General features: G+C 68.9%; 19 protein-coding genes. 5 read left to right on the forward strand and 14 right to left on the reverse strand.

Annotated features, from left to right (window positions below; translation table 11 throughout):
- Positions 1 to 29: 29 nt before the first annotated feature.
- Genes H9L21_RS08460 through H9L21_RS08470 form a run of 3 tightly spaced genes read right to left on the reverse strand, consistent with a single transcriptional unit; the run spans position 30 to position 2,374 of the window.
- Entirely contained in the window at positions 30 to 1,112 is a 1,083-nt protein-coding gene (locus tag H9L21_RS08460; protein WP_154594892.1) for an SPFH domain-containing protein, read from the reverse strand.
- A complete protein-coding gene (locus H9L21_RS08465) occupies positions 1,113 to 1,562 on the reverse strand; it encodes an NfeD family protein (protein ID WP_154594891.1) in 450 nt (149 codons plus the stop codon).
- An 8-nt stretch (positions 1,563 to 1,570) separates the two neighbouring features.
- Positions 1,571 to 2,374 (reverse strand): ABC transporter ATP-binding protein, encoded by an 804-nt coding sequence (locus tag H9L21_RS08470; protein ID WP_187411370.1) that lies wholly within the window; start codon positions 2,372 to 2,374, stop codon positions 1,571 to 1,573.
- Between the two features lie 51 nt (positions 2,375 to 2,425).
- On the opposite strand from H9L21_RS08470, the gene serB reads away from it, so the two are divergent.
- Complete coding sequence (serB, locus tag H9L21_RS08475) at positions 2,426 to 3,658, forward strand: phosphoserine phosphatase SerB (protein WP_154594890.1); 1,233 nt, start codon at positions 2,426 to 2,428, stop codon at positions 3,656 to 3,658.
- Positions 3,659 to 3,668: 10 nt separating this feature from the next.
- Here the strand turns inward: serB and H9L21_RS08480 are convergent, their stop codons facing one another.
- Entirely contained in the window at positions 3,669 to 3,884 is a 216-nt protein-coding gene (locus H9L21_RS08480) for a dodecin (RefSeq protein WP_154594889.1), read from the reverse strand.
- A 60-nt stretch (positions 3,885 to 3,944) separates the two neighbouring features.
- Between H9L21_RS08480 and H9L21_RS08485 the strand changes: the two genes are divergently transcribed.
- Together H9L21_RS08485 and H9L21_RS08490 are read left to right on the forward strand one after the other, a co-directional pair.
- A complete protein-coding gene (locus H9L21_RS08485; protein ID WP_154594888.1) occupies positions 3,945 to 4,226 on the forward strand; it encodes a DUF3099 domain-containing protein in 282 nt (93 codons plus the stop codon).
- Positions 4,227 to 4,964, forward strand: a complete 738-nt coding sequence (locus H9L21_RS08490) for an SURF1 family cytochrome oxidase biogenesis protein (RefSeq protein ID WP_154594887.1) — start codon at positions 4,227 to 4,229, stop codon at positions 4,962 to 4,964.
- On the opposite strand, the gene H9L21_RS08495 is transcribed toward H9L21_RS08490, so the two are convergent.
- The 9 genes from H9L21_RS08495 to H9L21_RS08535 form a co-directional block, all read right to left on the reverse strand.
- Positions 4,937 to 6,538 carry an ABC-F family ATP-binding cassette domain-containing protein gene (locus H9L21_RS08495; RefSeq protein WP_154594886.1) on the reverse strand — a complete coding sequence of 534 codons (1,602 nt, stop codon included), beginning with the start codon at positions 6,536 to 6,538 and terminating at the stop codon, positions 4,937 to 4,939. The genes H9L21_RS08490 and H9L21_RS08495 overlap by 28 nt on opposite strands.
- 231 nt (positions 6,539 to 6,769) lie before the next feature.
- Entirely contained in the window at positions 6,770 to 7,129 is a 360-nt protein-coding gene (locus H9L21_RS08500; protein ID WP_146827855.1) for a metal-sulfur cluster assembly factor, read from the reverse strand.
- Entirely contained in the window at positions 7,126 to 7,581 is a 456-nt protein-coding gene (gene sufU / locus H9L21_RS08505; RefSeq protein WP_154594885.1) for a Fe-S cluster assembly sulfur transfer protein SufU, read from the reverse strand. The genes H9L21_RS08500 and sufU overlap by 4 nt, the downstream gene beginning before the upstream one ends.
- Before the next feature lies 1 nt (position 7,582).
- Positions 7,583 to 8,815 (reverse strand): cysteine desulfurase, encoded by a 1,233-nt coding sequence (locus H9L21_RS08510; protein WP_154594884.1) that lies wholly within the window; start codon positions 8,813 to 8,815, stop codon positions 7,583 to 7,585.
- A gap of 2 nt (positions 8,816 to 8,817) precedes the next feature.
- Complete coding sequence (gene sufC / locus H9L21_RS08515) at positions 8,818 to 9,576, reverse strand: Fe-S cluster assembly ATPase SufC (RefSeq protein WP_154594883.1); 759 nt, start codon at positions 9,574 to 9,576, stop codon at positions 8,818 to 8,820.
- The gene (locus H9L21_RS08520; RefSeq protein WP_154594882.1) at positions 9,573 to 9,899 is read right to left on the reverse strand and encodes a Rieske (2Fe-2S) protein; all 327 of its coding nucleotides are present in this window, start codon (positions 9,897 to 9,899) and stop codon (positions 9,573 to 9,575) included. Before H9L21_RS08520 ends, sufC begins: the two co-directional genes overlap by 4 nt.
- Entirely contained in the window at positions 9,896 to 11,077 is a 1,182-nt protein-coding gene (gene sufD / locus H9L21_RS08525) for a Fe-S cluster assembly protein SufD (RefSeq protein WP_154594881.1), read from the reverse strand. The genes H9L21_RS08520 and sufD overlap by 4 nt, the downstream gene beginning before the upstream one ends.
- Positions 11,074 to 12,510, reverse strand: coding sequence for a Fe-S cluster assembly protein SufB (gene sufB, locus H9L21_RS08530; RefSeq protein ID WP_154594880.1), 1,437 nt, complete (start codon positions 12,508 to 12,510; stop codon positions 11,074 to 11,076). The genes sufD and sufB overlap by 4 nt, the downstream gene beginning before the upstream one ends.
- A complete protein-coding gene (locus H9L21_RS08535) occupies positions 12,507 to 13,217 on the reverse strand; it encodes a helix-turn-helix transcriptional regulator (RefSeq protein ID WP_187411371.1) in 711 nt (236 codons plus the stop codon). The genes sufB and H9L21_RS08535 overlap by 4 nt, the downstream gene beginning before the upstream one ends.
- 126 nt (positions 13,218 to 13,343) lie before the next feature.
- Here H9L21_RS08535 and H9L21_RS08540 point away from each other — a divergent pair, with 126 nt between their 5' ends.
- Entirely contained in the window at positions 13,344 to 13,862 is a 519-nt protein-coding gene (locus H9L21_RS08540; RefSeq protein ID WP_154594879.1) for a hypothetical protein, read from the forward strand.
- A 113-nt stretch (positions 13,863 to 13,975) separates the two neighbouring features.
- A complete protein-coding gene (locus H9L21_RS08545; RefSeq protein ID WP_154594878.1) occupies positions 13,976 to 15,034 on the forward strand; it encodes a DNA polymerase domain-containing protein in 1,059 nt (352 codons plus the stop codon).
- On the opposite strand, the gene H9L21_RS08550 is transcribed toward H9L21_RS08545, so the two are convergent.
- Positions 15,031 to 15,735: a GAF and ANTAR domain-containing protein gene (locus tag H9L21_RS08550; RefSeq protein ID WP_154594877.1), complete on the reverse strand. Its 705-nt coding sequence runs from the start codon at positions 15,733 to 15,735 to the stop codon at positions 15,031 to 15,033. The two genes, H9L21_RS08545 and H9L21_RS08550, sit on opposite strands and share 4 nt — an antisense overlap.
- Positions 15,736 to 15,752: the final 17 nt, after the last annotated feature.

Below are 15,752 nucleotides of genomic sequence, written 5' to 3' on the forward strand. Positions count from 1 at the left end.
GGTGAGGAAATGCTCCGGATCGAGCGCCGTCAGGCGGGCGGCTGGTCCGTGGGCGGATCGTCCTGCGTGGAGACCGGGGACTCGGCCTGCTTGGCCGCGCGGATGGCCTCCTCGACGGCGCTGCTCGTGCCAGCCGGCTCCGACGACGACTCGGTCACGACCGGCTCGTCGAGATCCACCCGCTTGTGCGATCCGCCGCCGTCGACCGGGATGGACCCGACGACGTTGCCGATCGAGCTCAGCGCGGCCGTGACCTCGGCCGGGATGATCCAGGTCGAGGCGTTGTGGCCCTGCGCGATCTTCGGGAGCGTCTGCAGGTACTGGTACGAGAGCAGCTTCTGGTCGGGGTTGCCGTCGTGAATCGCCTGGAAGACGGTCTCGATGGCGCGGCCCTCGCCCTGCGCGGTCAGGATCGCCGCGGTCTTCTCGCCCTCCGCGTTCAGGATCGCCGCGGTCTTCTGACCCTCGGCGGTGAGGATCGCTGCCTGCTTCTGGCCCTCGGCACTGAGGATCGCCGACTGACGCTCACCCTCGGCGGTGAGGATGGCCGCGCGCTTGTCGCGCTCGGCACGCATCTGCTTCTCCATCGCGTCGATGATGGTCGGCGGCGGATCGATGCTCTTGAGCTCGACCCGGCTGACCTTGATGCCCCACCGGCCGGTGGCCGCGTCCAGCTCGGCGCCCAGGCTGCGGTTGATCTGGTCGCGGCTGGTCAGCGCGTGCTCGAGCGTCATGCCGCCGATGATGTTGCGCAACGTGGTCGTCGTGAGCTGGTGGATGCCCTCGATGTAGTTGACGATCTCGTAGGTCGCGGCGACCGGGTTGTTGACCGTGTACAGGATGACCGTGTCGATCTCGACGGTCAGGTTGTCCTCGGTGATGACGCCCTGCGGCGGGAACGAGACGACCTGCTCACGCTGGTCGACCCGGTACTTGACGCGGTCGATGAACGGGATGATCAGGTGCGGCCCGGGCGTCAGCGTCGTGCGGTACTTGCCGAGTCGCTCGACGATCCCGGCGAAGTTCTGCGGGATGATCTTCAGACTCATCGCTGCGGTGGCGATCAGCAGCACCACCAGCAGGATGAAGAAGACCACGATTGCGGATTCCATTCAGCTCTCCTTCCGGACGACGCGGGCGATCGCACCGTCGATGGCGGCGACGAGCAACTCGTCGCCAGGTTCGTAGACGGCCTCGGGGTCCACGGGACGCGCGGTCCAGAGCACGTCGCCGATGAGGACGCGGCCGGCGAGCCGGTTGACCTCCTCGTCGACGATCGCCGAGTGACCGACCAGGCCGTGCTGACCCGAGGGCAGCGACGGTCCGTCATAGAGCCGCGCGACGATGCGGGGACGCACCAGCGCCAGCAGGGCGACCGAGACGACTCCGAAGAGTCCCAACGGGATGGCCAACGGCGCTCCGGCGGCGGCGGCCACCGCGGCGCTGAACGCCGCGATGCCGAACATGAGGAAGATGAGCTCGCCGCTGGCCAGCTCGATGAGGCACAGGATCACGCCGAGCGCGGTCCACGTGACCCAGATGTCGTCCCCGAACCAATCCATGGCCCCTCCTAGTTCGCTCGGTGCCGCGCGGGTGGACGGCGGGCCGAGAAGCGTCCGGCGACGTGACTGACCTCGAGCCGCTGCCGGAAGGCGGTCGAGAGGTTCTGCGAGGTGAGGGTCTCCTCGATGGGCCCGGCCGCGACGACGCGGCCGGCCGAGAGCAGCAGCGCGTGCGTGAAGCCCGGGGCGATCTCCTCGAGGTGGTGCGACACCATCACGAGCGAGGGGCCGCTGGAGTCGGACGCCAGCGCCTCGAGGCTCTCGACGAGGTCCTCGCGGGCCCCCACGTCCAGGCCGGCGGCGGGCTCGTCCAGCAGGACGACCTCCGGGTCGGTCATGAGGGAGCGCGCCAGCAGGACCCGCTTCTTCTCGCCCTCGGAGAGGGTTCCGAAGGTCCGGTCGGCCAGGCCCGCGATCCCCAGCTCGGCCAGCATCGCCATCGCGCGGCGGTGGTCCTCGTCGTCGTACTCCTCGTTCCAGCGGCCCAGGACGGCGTAGGCGGCGGAGAGGATGAGGTTGCGGACCGTCTCGGTGGGCGGCACGCGCTCGGCGATCGCCGCGCTCGTGTGGCCGATGCGCGGCCGGAGCTCGAACACGTCGACGGCGCCCAGGCGCTCGCCGAGGATCTCGGCACTGCCGGAGGTCGGGTGCATGTTGGCCGACGCCACCTGCAACAAGGTCGTCTTGCCGGCTCCGTTGGGGCCCACGATCACCCAGTGCTCCCCCGGCTCGACGCGCCAGGAGACATGGTCCAGCAGCAGCTTGCCCGATCGCATGATCGTGACGTCGGTCAGGTCGAACACGGCGGTCACAGGCCCAACCTATCCGGTTCGTCGCAACCAACTGGCGATACCCTCGACACGATGAGCACGCCGGCTGCCGAACACGTCCCCACCCTGCACCTGACCGCCCCCACGGTCCTGGTCACCTTCAGCGGTCCCGACCGCTCCGGCGTGTCCACGCGGGTCTTCTCCGCGCTGGACGATCACGGCGTCGAGGTGATCGACGTCGAGCAGCTCGTGGTGCGTGGCCGGCTCGTCCTCAGCGTGCTGGTCACGACTCCCGACGACCTGCCCCGGTTCGAGTCGGACGTGACCCGCGTCGGCGCGGAGCTCGGCCTCGAGGTCGAGTCCGTCCACGGCACCGGCGACAACCGCCCTCGCCGCGTGGGTCGCTCGCAGGTGGTCGTGCTGGGCGCACCGCTCATGCCCGACGCGCTGGCGGCGCTGACCGAGGGCATCAACCAGCTCGGCGGCAACATCGACCGCATCGTGCGGATGGCCCGCTACCCGGTCACCGCGATCCGGATGGAGGTCTCGGGCGCCGATCCCGACGCCCTGCAGTCCGATCTCGCCGCGATCGGGCACCGGTACGGCACCGACGTGGCCGTGCAGGAGCACGGAATCCTGCGCCATGCCCAGCGCCTGGTGGTGATGGACGTCGACTCGACCCTCATTCAGGGCGAGGTCATCGAGATGCTCGCGGCGCACGCCGGCTGCCAGGAGGCCGTCGCCGAGGTCACCGAGCGCGCGATGCGCGGCGAGCTGGACTTCTCCGAGTCCCTCCACGAGCGCGTCGCCCAGCTGCGCGGCGTGCCCGAGTCGGCCCTGGACGAGGTCTATGCCGGCCTCGAGTACACCCCCGGCGCGCGCACGATGATCCGCACCCTGAAGCGCCTGGGGTACCGCTTCGCGCTCGTCAGCGGCGGCTTCACGCAGATCATCGAGCGGATCGCCGACGACCTCGGCATCGACTACTTCGCGGCCAACGAGCTGGAGGTGCGCGACGGTGAGCTGACCGGCCGCGTCGTCGGGCGGGTCGTCGACCGGGCGGGCAAGGCCGACGCACTGCGCGCCTTCGCGGGTCAGGCCGGCATCAACGTGCGCAACACCGTGGCCATCGGCGACGGCGCCAACGACTTGGACATGCTGGCCGCGGCCGGGCTGGGGATCGCGTTCAACGCCAAGCCCCTCGTGCGCGACCAGGCACAGACATCCGTGAACGTGCCGTACCTCGACGCGATCGTCTACCTCATGGGCATCACGCGCGAGGAGGTCGAGGCGGCCGACGCCGCCGACGGCACCCCCTCGCCGTGATGCGCGGTTCCTACTCGTCGTCCTCGAGGCGGAAGCCCAGCTTCATCGTGACCTGGTAGTGCTCGACCTCGCTGTCGACGATCTGGCCACGGATCCCGACGACCTCGAACCAGTCGAGGTGGCGCAGGGTCTGGGCGGCACGGGCGATGCCGCTGTCGATGGCCTCGCTGACCCCGGCCGGGGACGTTCCGACGATTTCGGTGACACGGTAGGTGCGGTTGCTCATGAAGCCATCGTCCCACCGCCGGGCGGCTGGCGGGCAGGAGCCACGGCGTAGAGTGGTCACATGGCACGCGGCGACTCCGAAGAGGTCCACTCGATCACGAGTGCGCGCGCGCCCCACAGCGCCGAGGTCGACCATCGCGAGCGCAACTACCTCATCTCGATGGCGATCCGCGTGGCGTGCTTCCTGGCCTTCGTGGCCGTCGACCACTGGATCCGATGGGTCCTGCTCCTCGGCGCGGTCGTCCTGCCGTACATCGCCGTCGTGATCGGCAACTCCGCCATCCGCAATCCGGGCGACGGTCCGTCCCCGTTCGGCGTGGACCGCAAGGAACTGGACGGCTAGGTGTTGCGCTTCCTCCTGAGCCCGCGCTGGATCGGGCTCGCGATCTTCGTCGTGGCGATGGCGGTCACGTGTTACGTCCTCGGCGGCTGGCAGTACGACCGCTGGGAGCAGCGCAAGGCCGACAACGCGGTCGTCGAGGCCAACCTCGAGGCCAAGCCCGCCCCCGTCTCCGACGTGCTGGCCGACGGCTGGGACCCCGACCTCGAGTACCGCACGGTCTCCGCGACCGGAACGTTCGACTCCGCGCACGAGGTCACGGTGCGATTCGCCCACCGCGACAGCCAGCCGGGCGTCCAGGTCATCACTCCCCTACGGCTCACCGACGGCCGGGTCGTGCTGGTCGACCGTGGCTGGATCCAGGGCCCGCGCAACGGCGAGGCCCCCGAGGACGTCCCCGCGGCCCCGACGGGTCCCATCACGATCACCGGCTGGCTGCAGCCGGCCAGCACCGCCGACACGGCCGCCACCACCCCGCGCGACGGCCAGGTCCGCGCCGTCAACAGCGCCCGCTGGACGAAGTTCCTCGGCAGTGAGCCGCTGCCGGGCTACATCGAGATGACCGAGCCGAAGCAGGACGGGCTGAAGGCGCCCGAGGATCCTGACCTCGGCACCGGACCGCACCTGTTCTACGCGCTCCAGTGGTACTTCTTCATGGGCCTCGCCCTGCTGGGGTACGTCTGGTTCGCTCGCGACGAGGTCCGCAACCAGCGTCAGGCCAAGCTGACCAGGTCGGCGTAGGAGTCGGACCAGAGGTCCTCCTCGCCATCGGGCAGCAGCAGCACCCGATCGGGCTCCAGCGCGTGCACGGCGCCCTCGTCGTGGGTCACCAGCACGATCGCGCCCTCGTAGGAGCGGATCGCCGCCAGCACCTCCTCGCGTGACGCGGGGTCGAGGTTGTTGGTCGGCTCGTCCAGCAGCAGCACGTTGGCCGAGGACACGATGAGGCTGGCCAGGGCCAGTCGGGTCTTCTCGCCACCGGACAGCACGCCGGCCGGCTTGGCCGTGTCGTCGCCGGTGAACAGGAACGAGCCCAGGACGCTGCGCGCCTCGGTGTCGGTCAGGTGCGGCGCGGCGCTCTGCATGTTCTCCAGCACCGAGCGTGAGGTGTCGAGCGTCTCGTGCTCCTGGGCGTAGTAGCCGATCTTGAGCCCGTGCCCCGGGATGATCTCGCCGGTGTCGGACTGGTCGACCCCGCCCAGCAGGCGCAGCAGCGTGGTCTTGCCCGCGCCGTTGAGTCCGAGGATGACGACACGGCTGCCCCGGTCGATCGCCAGGTCGACGTCGGTGAAGATCTCCAGCGAGCCGTAGGACTTCGACAGGCCCGTGGCCATGAGCGGCGTCTTGCCGCAGGGCGCCGGCTTGGGGAACGCGATCTTGGCGACCTTGTCGACGACGCGCACGTCCTCGAGTCCGGCCATCATCTTCTCGGCGCGCTTGAGCATCTGCTGCGCGGCCGTGGCCTTGGACGCCTTGGCGCGCATGCGGTTGCCCTGGTCGATGAGTCGCTCGGCCTGCTTCATGGCCGTGGCGCGCTCGCGCTTGCGACGGGCCTCGTCGGCCTCGCGCTGCTTGAGGTACGGGCGCCAGCCCATGTTGTAGATGTCGATCTGGCCGCGGTTGGCGTCGAGGTAGAAGACCTTGTTGACCGTCTCCTCGACCAGGTCGACGTCGTGGCTGATGACCACGAAGCCGCCGGAGAAGTTCTTGAGGAAGTTGCGCAACCACACGATCGAGTCGGCGTCGAGGTGGTTGGTCGGCTCGTCCAACAGCAGGATGTCGGCGTCCGAGAACAGGATGCGGGCCAGCTCGATGCGGCGGCGCTGACCACCGGACAGCGTGCTGAGCGGCTGCTCGAGCACGCGCTCGGGCAGACCGAGCGCCAGCGCGATCGTGGCCGCCTCGGACTCGGCCGCATAGCCGCCACCGGCACCGAACTCGGCGTCGGCGCGCGAGTAGCGACGCATCGCGTCCTCGGCCACGGCGCCGTCCTCGGACGCCATGTCCTTCTCGGCCTGACGCATCCGGCGCAGCGCCTCGTCGAGGCCACGGGCGGCCAGGATGCGGTCGCGGGCGGTGACGCTGGGGTCGCCGACGCGCGGGTCCTGCGGCAGGTAGCCGACCGTGCCGGTGCGGGTGATGCTGCCCTCGGCGGGCTCGCCGCCGGCACCGGCGAGCATCTTGGTCAGCGTGGTCTTGCCGGCGCCGTTGCGCCCGACGAGACCGATCTTGTCGCCACGGGCGACCTGGAAGGAGACGTCTGACATCAGGACGCGCGCGCCGAAGCGCAGCTCCACGTGGGAAGCGGTGATCATGGAAGAGCCTTCGTGAGGGTGGACGGGCGAGGACGCAGGGGTCGAGCAGAGGCTCGCGCGTCACTCCAGCCGGATCATGTCCACCGAGCCAGTCTACGGAGCCATCCCCCGCGGCGCGAAATCGTCCTCACTGCGCACTTTTGGAAACGGATCCACGTTCTGATCGCTCAGTAACGTGGATCCGTTTCCAAAAGTGGAGATTGGGGTGACGGTGGCGGGTCGCGGGGCGACTCAGCCGATGTTGAAGCCGAGGGCGCGCAGCATCTCGCGGCCGTCGTCGGTGATCTTGTCCGGGCCCCACGGCGGCATCCAGACCCACTCGATCCGGAAGTCGTTCACCAGGCCGTCGAGGGCAGCGCGGGTCTGGTCCTCGATGACGTCGGTCAGCGGGCAGGCCGCCGACGTGAGGGTCATCTGGAGGATCGTGTTGCTGTGCTCGTCGGTGTGGACGCCGTAGACGAGGCCCAGGTCGACGACGTTGATGCCGAGCTCGGGGTCGACGACGTCCTTCATCGCCTCCCAGATGTCCTCGTCGCTCGTGGCGCCGGGCTGCACGGTGACGTCGGGCAGATCGCTGTGGTCAGTGGTCATGAATCCTCCTTGGCCGAAGCTTGGGCGACGGCGTCCTTCCAGGCCATCCAGGACAGCAGGGCGCACTTCACGCGCGCCGGGAACTGCGCGACGCCCGCGAAGGCGATGCCGTCCTCGAGCACGTCCTCGTCAGGTTCGACCTGACCGCGGCCCTGCATGAGCTCCTGGAAGGCATCGAGTGTGGTCAATGCATCGCCGACGGTCTTTCCGACGACCAGGTCGTTCAGCACCGAGGCGGACGCCTGGCTGATGGAGCAGCCGACGGCGTCGTACGAGACGTCCGCCACCTGCTCCCCCTCCAGGTGCACGCGCAGGGTGATCTCGTCACCGCACGTGGGGTTCACGTGGTGGACCTCGGCCTCGTAGGGGTCGCGAAGTCCGGCCCCGTGCGGGCGCTTGTAGTGGTCCAGGATGATCTCCTGGTACATCGCATCGACGTTTGACGCGTTCATCTCACGCTCCGAAGTACGACTGGGTGTGGCGGATCCCCGCGACGAGCGCGTCGATCTCGGCCTCGGTCGTGTACAGGTAGAACGACGCACGCGTCGTGGACTGGACGCCGAAGTGCTGGTGCAACGGCTTGGCACAGTGGTGACCCGCGCGAACGGCGACGCCCTGCGAATCGAGCAGCTGCGCGACGTCGTGGGGGTGCACCCCGTCGACGGTGAAGCTGATCGCTCCCCCGCGATCGACCGGCTCCTTGGGGCCGACGATCGTGACGCCCGGCAACTCGTTCATCGCGCTCAGTGCGTACGCGGTGATCTGCTGCTCGTGCGCCGCGACGTTCTCCATGCCCAGACCGGTCAGGTAGTCGACCGCCGCGCCCAGCCCGACGGACTGCGCGATCGGCGGCGTGCCCGCCTCGAACCGGTGCGGCGGCGCGGCGAACGTCGTGCGCTCCATCGACACCGTCTCGATCATCTCGCCGCCCCCGAGGAACGGCGGCAGCTCGGCGAGCAGGTCGTAGCGGCCCCACAGGACACCGATGCCGGTCGGGCCGACCATCTTGTGTCCGGTGAACGCGACGAAGTCGGCGCCCAGGGCGGCGACGTCGACCGGCAGCTGCGGCACGGCCTGCGACGCGTCGATCACGACGAGCGCACCGACCTCGCGGGCGCGACGGACGATCTCGGCCACGGGGTTGATCGTGCCGAGCATGTTCGACACCCACGTCACCGCAACGACCTTGGTGCGCTCGGTCAGCGTGTGCGAGTCGAGGTCGAGACGACCCTCGGGCGTCACGCCGTACCAGCGCAGGTCGGCGCCGGTGCGCTGCGTCAGCAGCTGCCACGGCACGAGGTTGGAGTGGTGCTCCATCTGGGTCACCACGACCTCGTCCCCCGCGCCGACGCGCCCGCCGTCACCCAGGACGCGCGCCACCAGGTTGAGCGCCTCAGAGGCGTTCTTGGTGAACACGACCTCCTCGCGGCGGGGCGCGTTGATGAACCCCGCCACCTTGTCGCGGCCCGACTCGAAGGCCTCACTGGCCTCCGCGCCGAGCTGGTGCATCGCGCGGGCGACGTTGGCGTTGTGCTCGAGGTAGTGACGCTCGATCGCCTCGACGACCTGACGCGGCTTCTGCGACGTGTTGGCGCTGTCCAGGTACACCAGAGGGCGGTCCCCCGCCATCGTCCTGGACAAGATGGGGAAGTCCTTGCGGATCGCCTCGACGTCGAAGCCGGCCATGATCAGAGAGCCGCCTTGAGGAACTTGTCGTAACCCGAGACCTCGAGCTCCTCGGCCAGCTCACGGCCGCCGGTCTCGGCCAGACGGCCGGCGACGAAGACGTGAACGAAGTCGGGGTTGATGTAGTTCAGGATGCGCGTGTAGTGCGTGATCAGCAGCACGCCGCGGTCACCCTGCGCCGAGTAGCGGTTGACGCCGTCGGAGACGACGCGCAGGGCGTCGATGTCCAGGCCGGAGTCGGTCTCGTCGAGGATCGCGAACTTCGGGTTCAGCAGCTCGAGCTGGGCGATCTCGTGGCGCTTCTTCTCGCCACCGGAGAAGCCCTCGTTCACCGAGCGCTGGGCGAAGGTCGGGTCGAGCGTCATGCGCTCGAGCGCCGCGTTGACGTCCTTGACCCACGTGCGCAGCTTGGGGGCCTCGCCGTCGATGGCGGTCTTGGCGGTGCGCAGGAAGTTCGCGACCGAGACGCCGGGAACCTCGACGGGGTACTGCATCGCCAGGAACAGGCCGGCGCGGGCGCGCTCGTCGACGCTCATCTCGAGGATGTTCTCGCCGTCGAGGAGGACCTCGCCGTCGGTGACCGTGTACTTGGGGTGTCCGGCGATCGAGTACGCGAGGGTCGACTTGCCGGAGCCGTTCGGGCCCATGATGGCGTGGACCTCGCCGGAGTTGATGGTCAGATCGACGCCGCGGAGGATCTCCTTGGCGCCGTCCTCGGTGTCGACGGACACGTGGAGGTTCTTGATCTCCAGGGTGCTCATACGTTTTCTCCTTGGTTGGGGAGGTCGACCCACACGGTCTCTCCCTCGATCTTGGTCTGGTAGACGGGAACCGGTTCGGTGGCCGGGAGGCCCAGCGCCTTGCCGGTGCGCAGGTCGAAGCGCGACCCGTGCAGGAAGCACTCGATCTCACAGCCCTCGACGTCGCCGTCGGACAGCGGGATCTCGGCGTGCGAGCACCAGTCCTGAATGCAGTAGACGGTGTCGCCGTCGCGCACGAGTGCCAGGTCATGGCCCTCGAACTCGATCCCGAGGGCGGCGCCCTCGGGGACGTCAGCGAGCTTCGCGACCTCCTGGAAGGTCATGCACCCACCGCCCCGGGAGTGCCGACCACGGTGGACAGCTCCTCCTCGATGGCGGCCAACAGGCGATCCTGCAGGTCCTGGACGCCGACGCGGCGGATGATGTCGTTGAAGAAGCCGTGGATCACGAGGCGCTTGGCCTCGCTCGGGTCGATGCCGCGGCTCTGCAGGTAGAACAGGTGCTGGTCGTCGAAACGACCCGTCGTCGAGGCGTGCCCCGCGCCGGCGATGTCGCCGGTCTCGATCTCGAGGTTCGGCACCGAGTCGGCGCGGGCACCGTCGGTCAGGACGAGGTTGTCGTTCTGCTCGAACGTCTCGATGCCCTCGGCGATCTTGCGGATCAGGACGTTGCCGATCCACACGGTGTGCGCGTCCTGACCCTGCAGCGCGCCCTTGTACTCGACGTTGCTGCGGGTCTTGGGCGCCGTGTGGTCGACGAACTGACGGTGCTCGAGGTGCTGGCCGGCGTCGGCGAAGTACACGCCGAGCAGGTCCACGCTGCCACCGGTGCCCCGGTAGTCGACGTTCGTGGACGAGCGGACGAGGTCGCCACCGAGCGTGAACTCGAAGAAGCGGACCGCCGCGTCACGGCCGACGCTGATGCCGTTCTGCACGGCGTGGACGGCATCGTCGTCCCAGTCGGCCAGGTTGATGACGTCCAGCTGGGCACCGTCGCCGACGACGTACGTGACGGTCGAGGCGTAGGTGGCCGAGCCGACGTGGTCGAAGGTGATCGTGGCCTTCGAGAAGGGCGCGACCTTGACCACGATGTGGCCCCACACGGTCCGCTCGGTCGAGGTGCCGCTGAGCGTGATGCGCGCGGGGGCGTCGAGCTCGCCGTCGATCGACAGCAGCGTGGCCCCTCCGGCGTTCTGCACGGCCAACGCGGACAGCCGGTCCAGCGGCGCGATGCCGCCGATCGCCTTGGCCTCGTCGGTGGTGATCGTGGTCAGCGTCGCGCCGGCGGGAAGCTCGTCCTTCCACTCCAGGTGCGCGTCCGACGGGTCGCCGTCGAGCAGTCCGCGCAGCCGCTTGAGCGGCGTGAAGCGCCAGATCTCCTCCAGGCCGGTCGGCTTGGGGTGGGCCTCGACGTCGTAGGACGGCTCGGGATGCAGGTGGCTCTGGACGTGGTCCAGCTCCAACGCGGCGGCCATCTGATCGGTGTGTTCGATGGTGGTCATCCGACAGCACCCTCCATTTGCAGCTCGATGAGTCGGTTCAGCTCCAGCGCGTACTCCATGGGCAGCTCACGAGCGATGGGCTCGACGAAACCGCGGACGATCATCGCCATGGCCTCGTCCTCCTCCATGCCGCGCTGCATGAAGTAGAAGAGCTGGTCGTCGTTGATCTTGGAGACGGTCGCCTCGTGGCCGAGGGTCACGTCGTCCTCGCGGACGTCGACGTACGGGTACGTGTCGGAGCGGCTGATCTGGTCGACCAGCAGGGCGTCGCACTTGACGGTGCTGGCCGAGCCGTAGGCGCCCTCGTTGACCTGCAACAGGCCGCGGTAGGACGTGCGGCCGCCGCCACGGGCGACGGACTTGCTCAGGATCGAGCTCGACGTGTTCGGTGCGACGTGCACCATCTTGGCGCCGGTGTCCTGGTACTGGCCCTCGCCGGCGAAGGCGATCGACAGCGTCTCGCCGCGCGCCTGCTCGCCCATCAGGTAGACGGCCGGGTACTTCATGGTGACCTTGGAGCCGATGTTGCCGTCGACCCACTCCATGGTGGCGCCGGCCTCGCAGGTGGCGCGCTTGGTGACCAGGTTGTACACGTTGTTCGACCAGTTCTGGATCGTCGTGTAGCGGACGCGGGCGCCCTTCTTCACGATGATCTCGACGACCGCGGAGTGCAGCGAGTCGGTCTTGTAGATCGGCGCCGTGCAGCCCTCGACGTAGTGGATGTAGGAATCCTCGTCGGCGATGATCAGCGTGCGCTCGAACTGACCCATGTTCTCGGTGTTGATCCGGAAGTAGGCCTGCAGCGGGATGTCGACGTGGACGCCCTTGGGCACGTAGATGAACGAGCCGCCGGACCACACGGACGTGTTGAGCGCGGCGAACTTGTTGTCGCCGACGGGGATCACGGTGCCGAAGTACTCCTCGAAGAGCTCGGGGTGCTCCTTCAGCGCGGTGTCGGTGTCGAGGAAGATGACGCCCTGCTGCTCCAGGTCCTCACGGATCTGGTGGTAGACGACCTCGGACTCGTACTGGGCCGCGACGCCGGAGACCAGGCGCTGCTTCTCGGCCTCGGGGATGCCGAGGCGGTCGTAGGTGTTCTTGATGTCCTCGGGGAGCTCGTCCCACGTGGTCGCCTGCTTCTCGGTCGACCGGACGAAGTACTTGATGTTGTCGAAGTCGATCTGGTCCAGATCGGCGCCCCACGTCGGCATCGGCTTGCGGTTGAAGAGCTTGAGGCCCTTCAGGCGCAGGTCGAGCATCCACTGGGGCTCGTTCTTCTTGGCCGAGATGTCGCGCACGACGGCCTCGCTGAGGCCGCGCTGCGCGCTGGCTCCGGCGATGTCGGCGTCGTGCCAACCGAACTCGTAGTTTCCGACATCCTTCAGACCCGGGTTCAGGTCTTCGATCGAGGTCGTGTCGTTCGTGGTCGTCATGGCGACTCCCCTTCGTGGTGGGACACAGTGCTGGTGGTCTGGGCGGCGCGCGGCAGGTGCGTGGTGCACACGCCGTCACCGTGGGCGATGGTGGCGAGTCGCTGGACATGGGAGCCCAGCAGGTCCGCGAAGACCTCGGTCTCGGCCTCGCACAATTGGGGGAACTCCTCGGCGACGTGGGCCACCGGGCAGTGGTGCTGGCAGATCTGCTCGCCCAGCGGGGTCGAGCTGGCCGAGGCGGCGAAGCCGTCGGCGGTGAGGGCCTGGGCCAGCACCGACGCCTGCTCCTCGATCGGCACGCCGGACAGCAGTCGCTCGTAGCGGCTGCGGAAGTCGGCGAGCCGGTGCCGGGCGAAGTCCATGACGGCCGTGTCGCCACCGGTGGCGCGCAGGAAGCGCAGCGCCTCGGCGGCGAGGTCGTCGTAGGAGTGGGCGAACGTGTCGCGACCGGCGGCGGTCAGGGCGAAGACCCGGGCCGGACGGCCGCGGCGGCGCTGTCCGCGGATGCGCTCCTCGTGCGACTCGACGAGACCCTGCTCGACGAGGTGCTCGAGGTGGCGGCGCACGGCCGCGGGCGTGAGCCCGAGGCGGCTGGCCAGGCTCGTGGCAGTGCTCGGGCCGTTCTCGAGGATGCTCTCGGCCACGCGATCGCGCGTCGAGAGGTCGTCGACGTGCGACACCTCTTGATCCGCGTTCACGTATTTCACAACACCATTGTTGCGTTATTGATTCCGCCCGTTCAACGAAGGCTGCCCTCAGTGAGCCGGGCCTCATCGAGGACTGTCCCCGAAACAGGACGCGCTGAAGCGCGTCACATCACTACGCTCACGACCATGCTGACTCCGAGGATGCGCACCGCGGCCGGCTCCCTGGCACTGGCGACCACGCTCCTCATGAGCGGGTGCGGCACCGAGGAGGGCGACTCCGAGACGCCGGCGCCCACCACCGCACCGACCGCCGTGACCGAGAATGAGGTCGTCACCGTCCTCGAGGCGTTCTGGGCCGAGCGGGTACGCGTGGAGTCTTCGGGTCGCTACGACACCGCCGACTTCTCCGGGATCCTGAGCCGCCGGATGATCGAGCCCCAGAGCCAGCAGTACCGGCAGTTCGACGAGATGGGCTTCCGCCGGGTGGGCCAGCCCCAGTTGCGTGACTTCACCGCCGAGGTCGACGGTGACACGGCGATCGCCACGGTGTGTGTACAGGAGGACGAGTGGGGTGCCGAGGCTGACGTCCAGATCGCCGAGCCCGAGCCCCAGGGCTGGTACGCCAGCAGCCATCGCCTCGAGCGAGCCGACGACGCGTGGCTGATCGTCGACACCGCCAAGCCCCCAGCCGGAGTGTCGTGCTGAGATCGGCGGCGCCCAGGATCTCCTCACGCCGACCACCACCGCCAGCACCGACGTTCCGGTGCTCAAAGTCCAATCGATCGTCACCAAGGTCGACTGACCCTTAGGGTCGGGCCATGGGGGCATCAGCAGTCGAGGTCGAGGCCGGCGGGCGCGCCGTGCGCGTCTCGAGCCCGGACCGGGTCATCTACGAGAAGACCGACCGCACGCCGGACATCACCAAACTCGAGGTCGTCGAGTACTTCGTCGCCGTCCAGGACGGGCTCATGCGCGCACTGCGCGAGCGTCCGACGACGCTCGAGCGGTGGCCCAAGGGCGTCCGTGAGGACATGGTCATGGCGACCCGGGCCGACAGCCACGGGGATGCGTTCTACCAGAAGCGGGTGCCCAAGGGCGCTCCCCCGTACCTCGAGACGGTGCGTATCCACTTCCCCTCGGGACGGCGGGCCGACGAGATCTGTCCCACCGAGATCGCGGTGGCCGCATGGGCGGCGCACATGGGCACGGTCACCTTCCACCCGTGGCCCGTGCGGCGCGCCGACGTCGACCATCCCGACGAGATCCGCATCGACCTCGATCCCCAGCCGGGCACCGACTTCACCGACGCCCAGCGCGTGGCCAAGGCCGCCAAGGAGCTGTTGGAGGAGATCGACATCCGGGGCTTCGTCAAGACGAGCGGCAATCGTGGGGTGCACATCTTCGCCCGGATCGAGCCGCGGTGGACCTTCACGGACGTGCGCCACGCGGCCCTGGCCTTCGGCCGCGAGCTCGAGCGCCGCGACGACGGCGTGACCACCGCCTGGTGGAAGGAGGAGCGCGGCGAGTCGATCTTCGTCGACTTCAACCAGAACGCCCGGGACCGCACGATCGCGAGCGCGTACAGCCTGCGGCCGAAGCCGGGCGCCCCGGTCTCGACGCCGATGACGTGGGACGAGCTGTTCGCCGTGGAGGACCCGCGCGACTTCAACCTCACGACCGTTCCGGCGCTGCTCGAGCAGCGTCCGGACCCGTGGCGCGAGATCGACGACGTCCAGCACTCGTTGCAGACCCTGCTCGACTGGTACGACCGCGACGAGGAGAACGGCCTGGGCGAGATGCCCTATCCGCCGGACTACCCGAAGATGCCCGGCGAGCCCCGGCGCGTCCAGCCATCGCGCAAGAAGCAGGACGGCTAGGGCCCGGCGGACTCCGGGCGGAGACCCGGGTGGCCCGTCAGCGAGCGGGTGCGCAACAGCTCCTGGGCCACCTCGATCAGCCGCACGTTCTCGGTCTGGGAGATCCGCCGCAGGTAGGCGAAGGCCGTCTCGGCGTCCAGGTCGTACACCTGCATCAGCACGCCCTGGGCCTGCCCGATGACGTTGCGACTGTCCAGCGCGACCCGCAGGTTGACGTTCGTCTCGGCGTTGGCGTAGGCCACCGCCGCATGCGAGGCGAGCAGCTCCAGCACCTCGAGGTCGGCGCGGGTGAACGCCACCTCGCGAGTGTCGTAGACGTTCAGGGAGCCGAACCGCCGTCCTGCCGCCTCCATCCGCGCGCTGATGGTGGAGCGGTATCCCAGGTCTCGCGCCCGCAGGGACCAGCGCGGCCATCGGGCGTCCGGCAGCTTCACGACCAAGTAGGAGCTGGCCCCGGTGCGGATCGCATCGAGGCACGGGCCCTCGTCCAGCTCGGCCTGCAGGTCATGGGCGATCTCGACCGGCGCCGAGGTGCCGGCGAACGTCTCGACGCGGCCCTTGGCCTTGGCGAGCATGATGCCGGAGTCCTCGCCCTTGACGGCGGTACGGGCGTACTCGGTGATGTGCCGGACTGCCTGCTCCGGCGCCTCGTGGACCTCGGCCGCCATGTCGATCAGCAGCCGGTGGAAGTCCTGATCCATGCCGCCCTCCCCCCGGT

It is taken from the genome of Aeromicrobium senzhongii, assembly GCF_014334735.1.
In the GTDB taxonomy this organism is placed as follows: Bacteria; Actinomycetota; Actinomycetes; order Propionibacteriales; family Nocardioidaceae; genus Aeromicrobium; species Aeromicrobium senzhongii.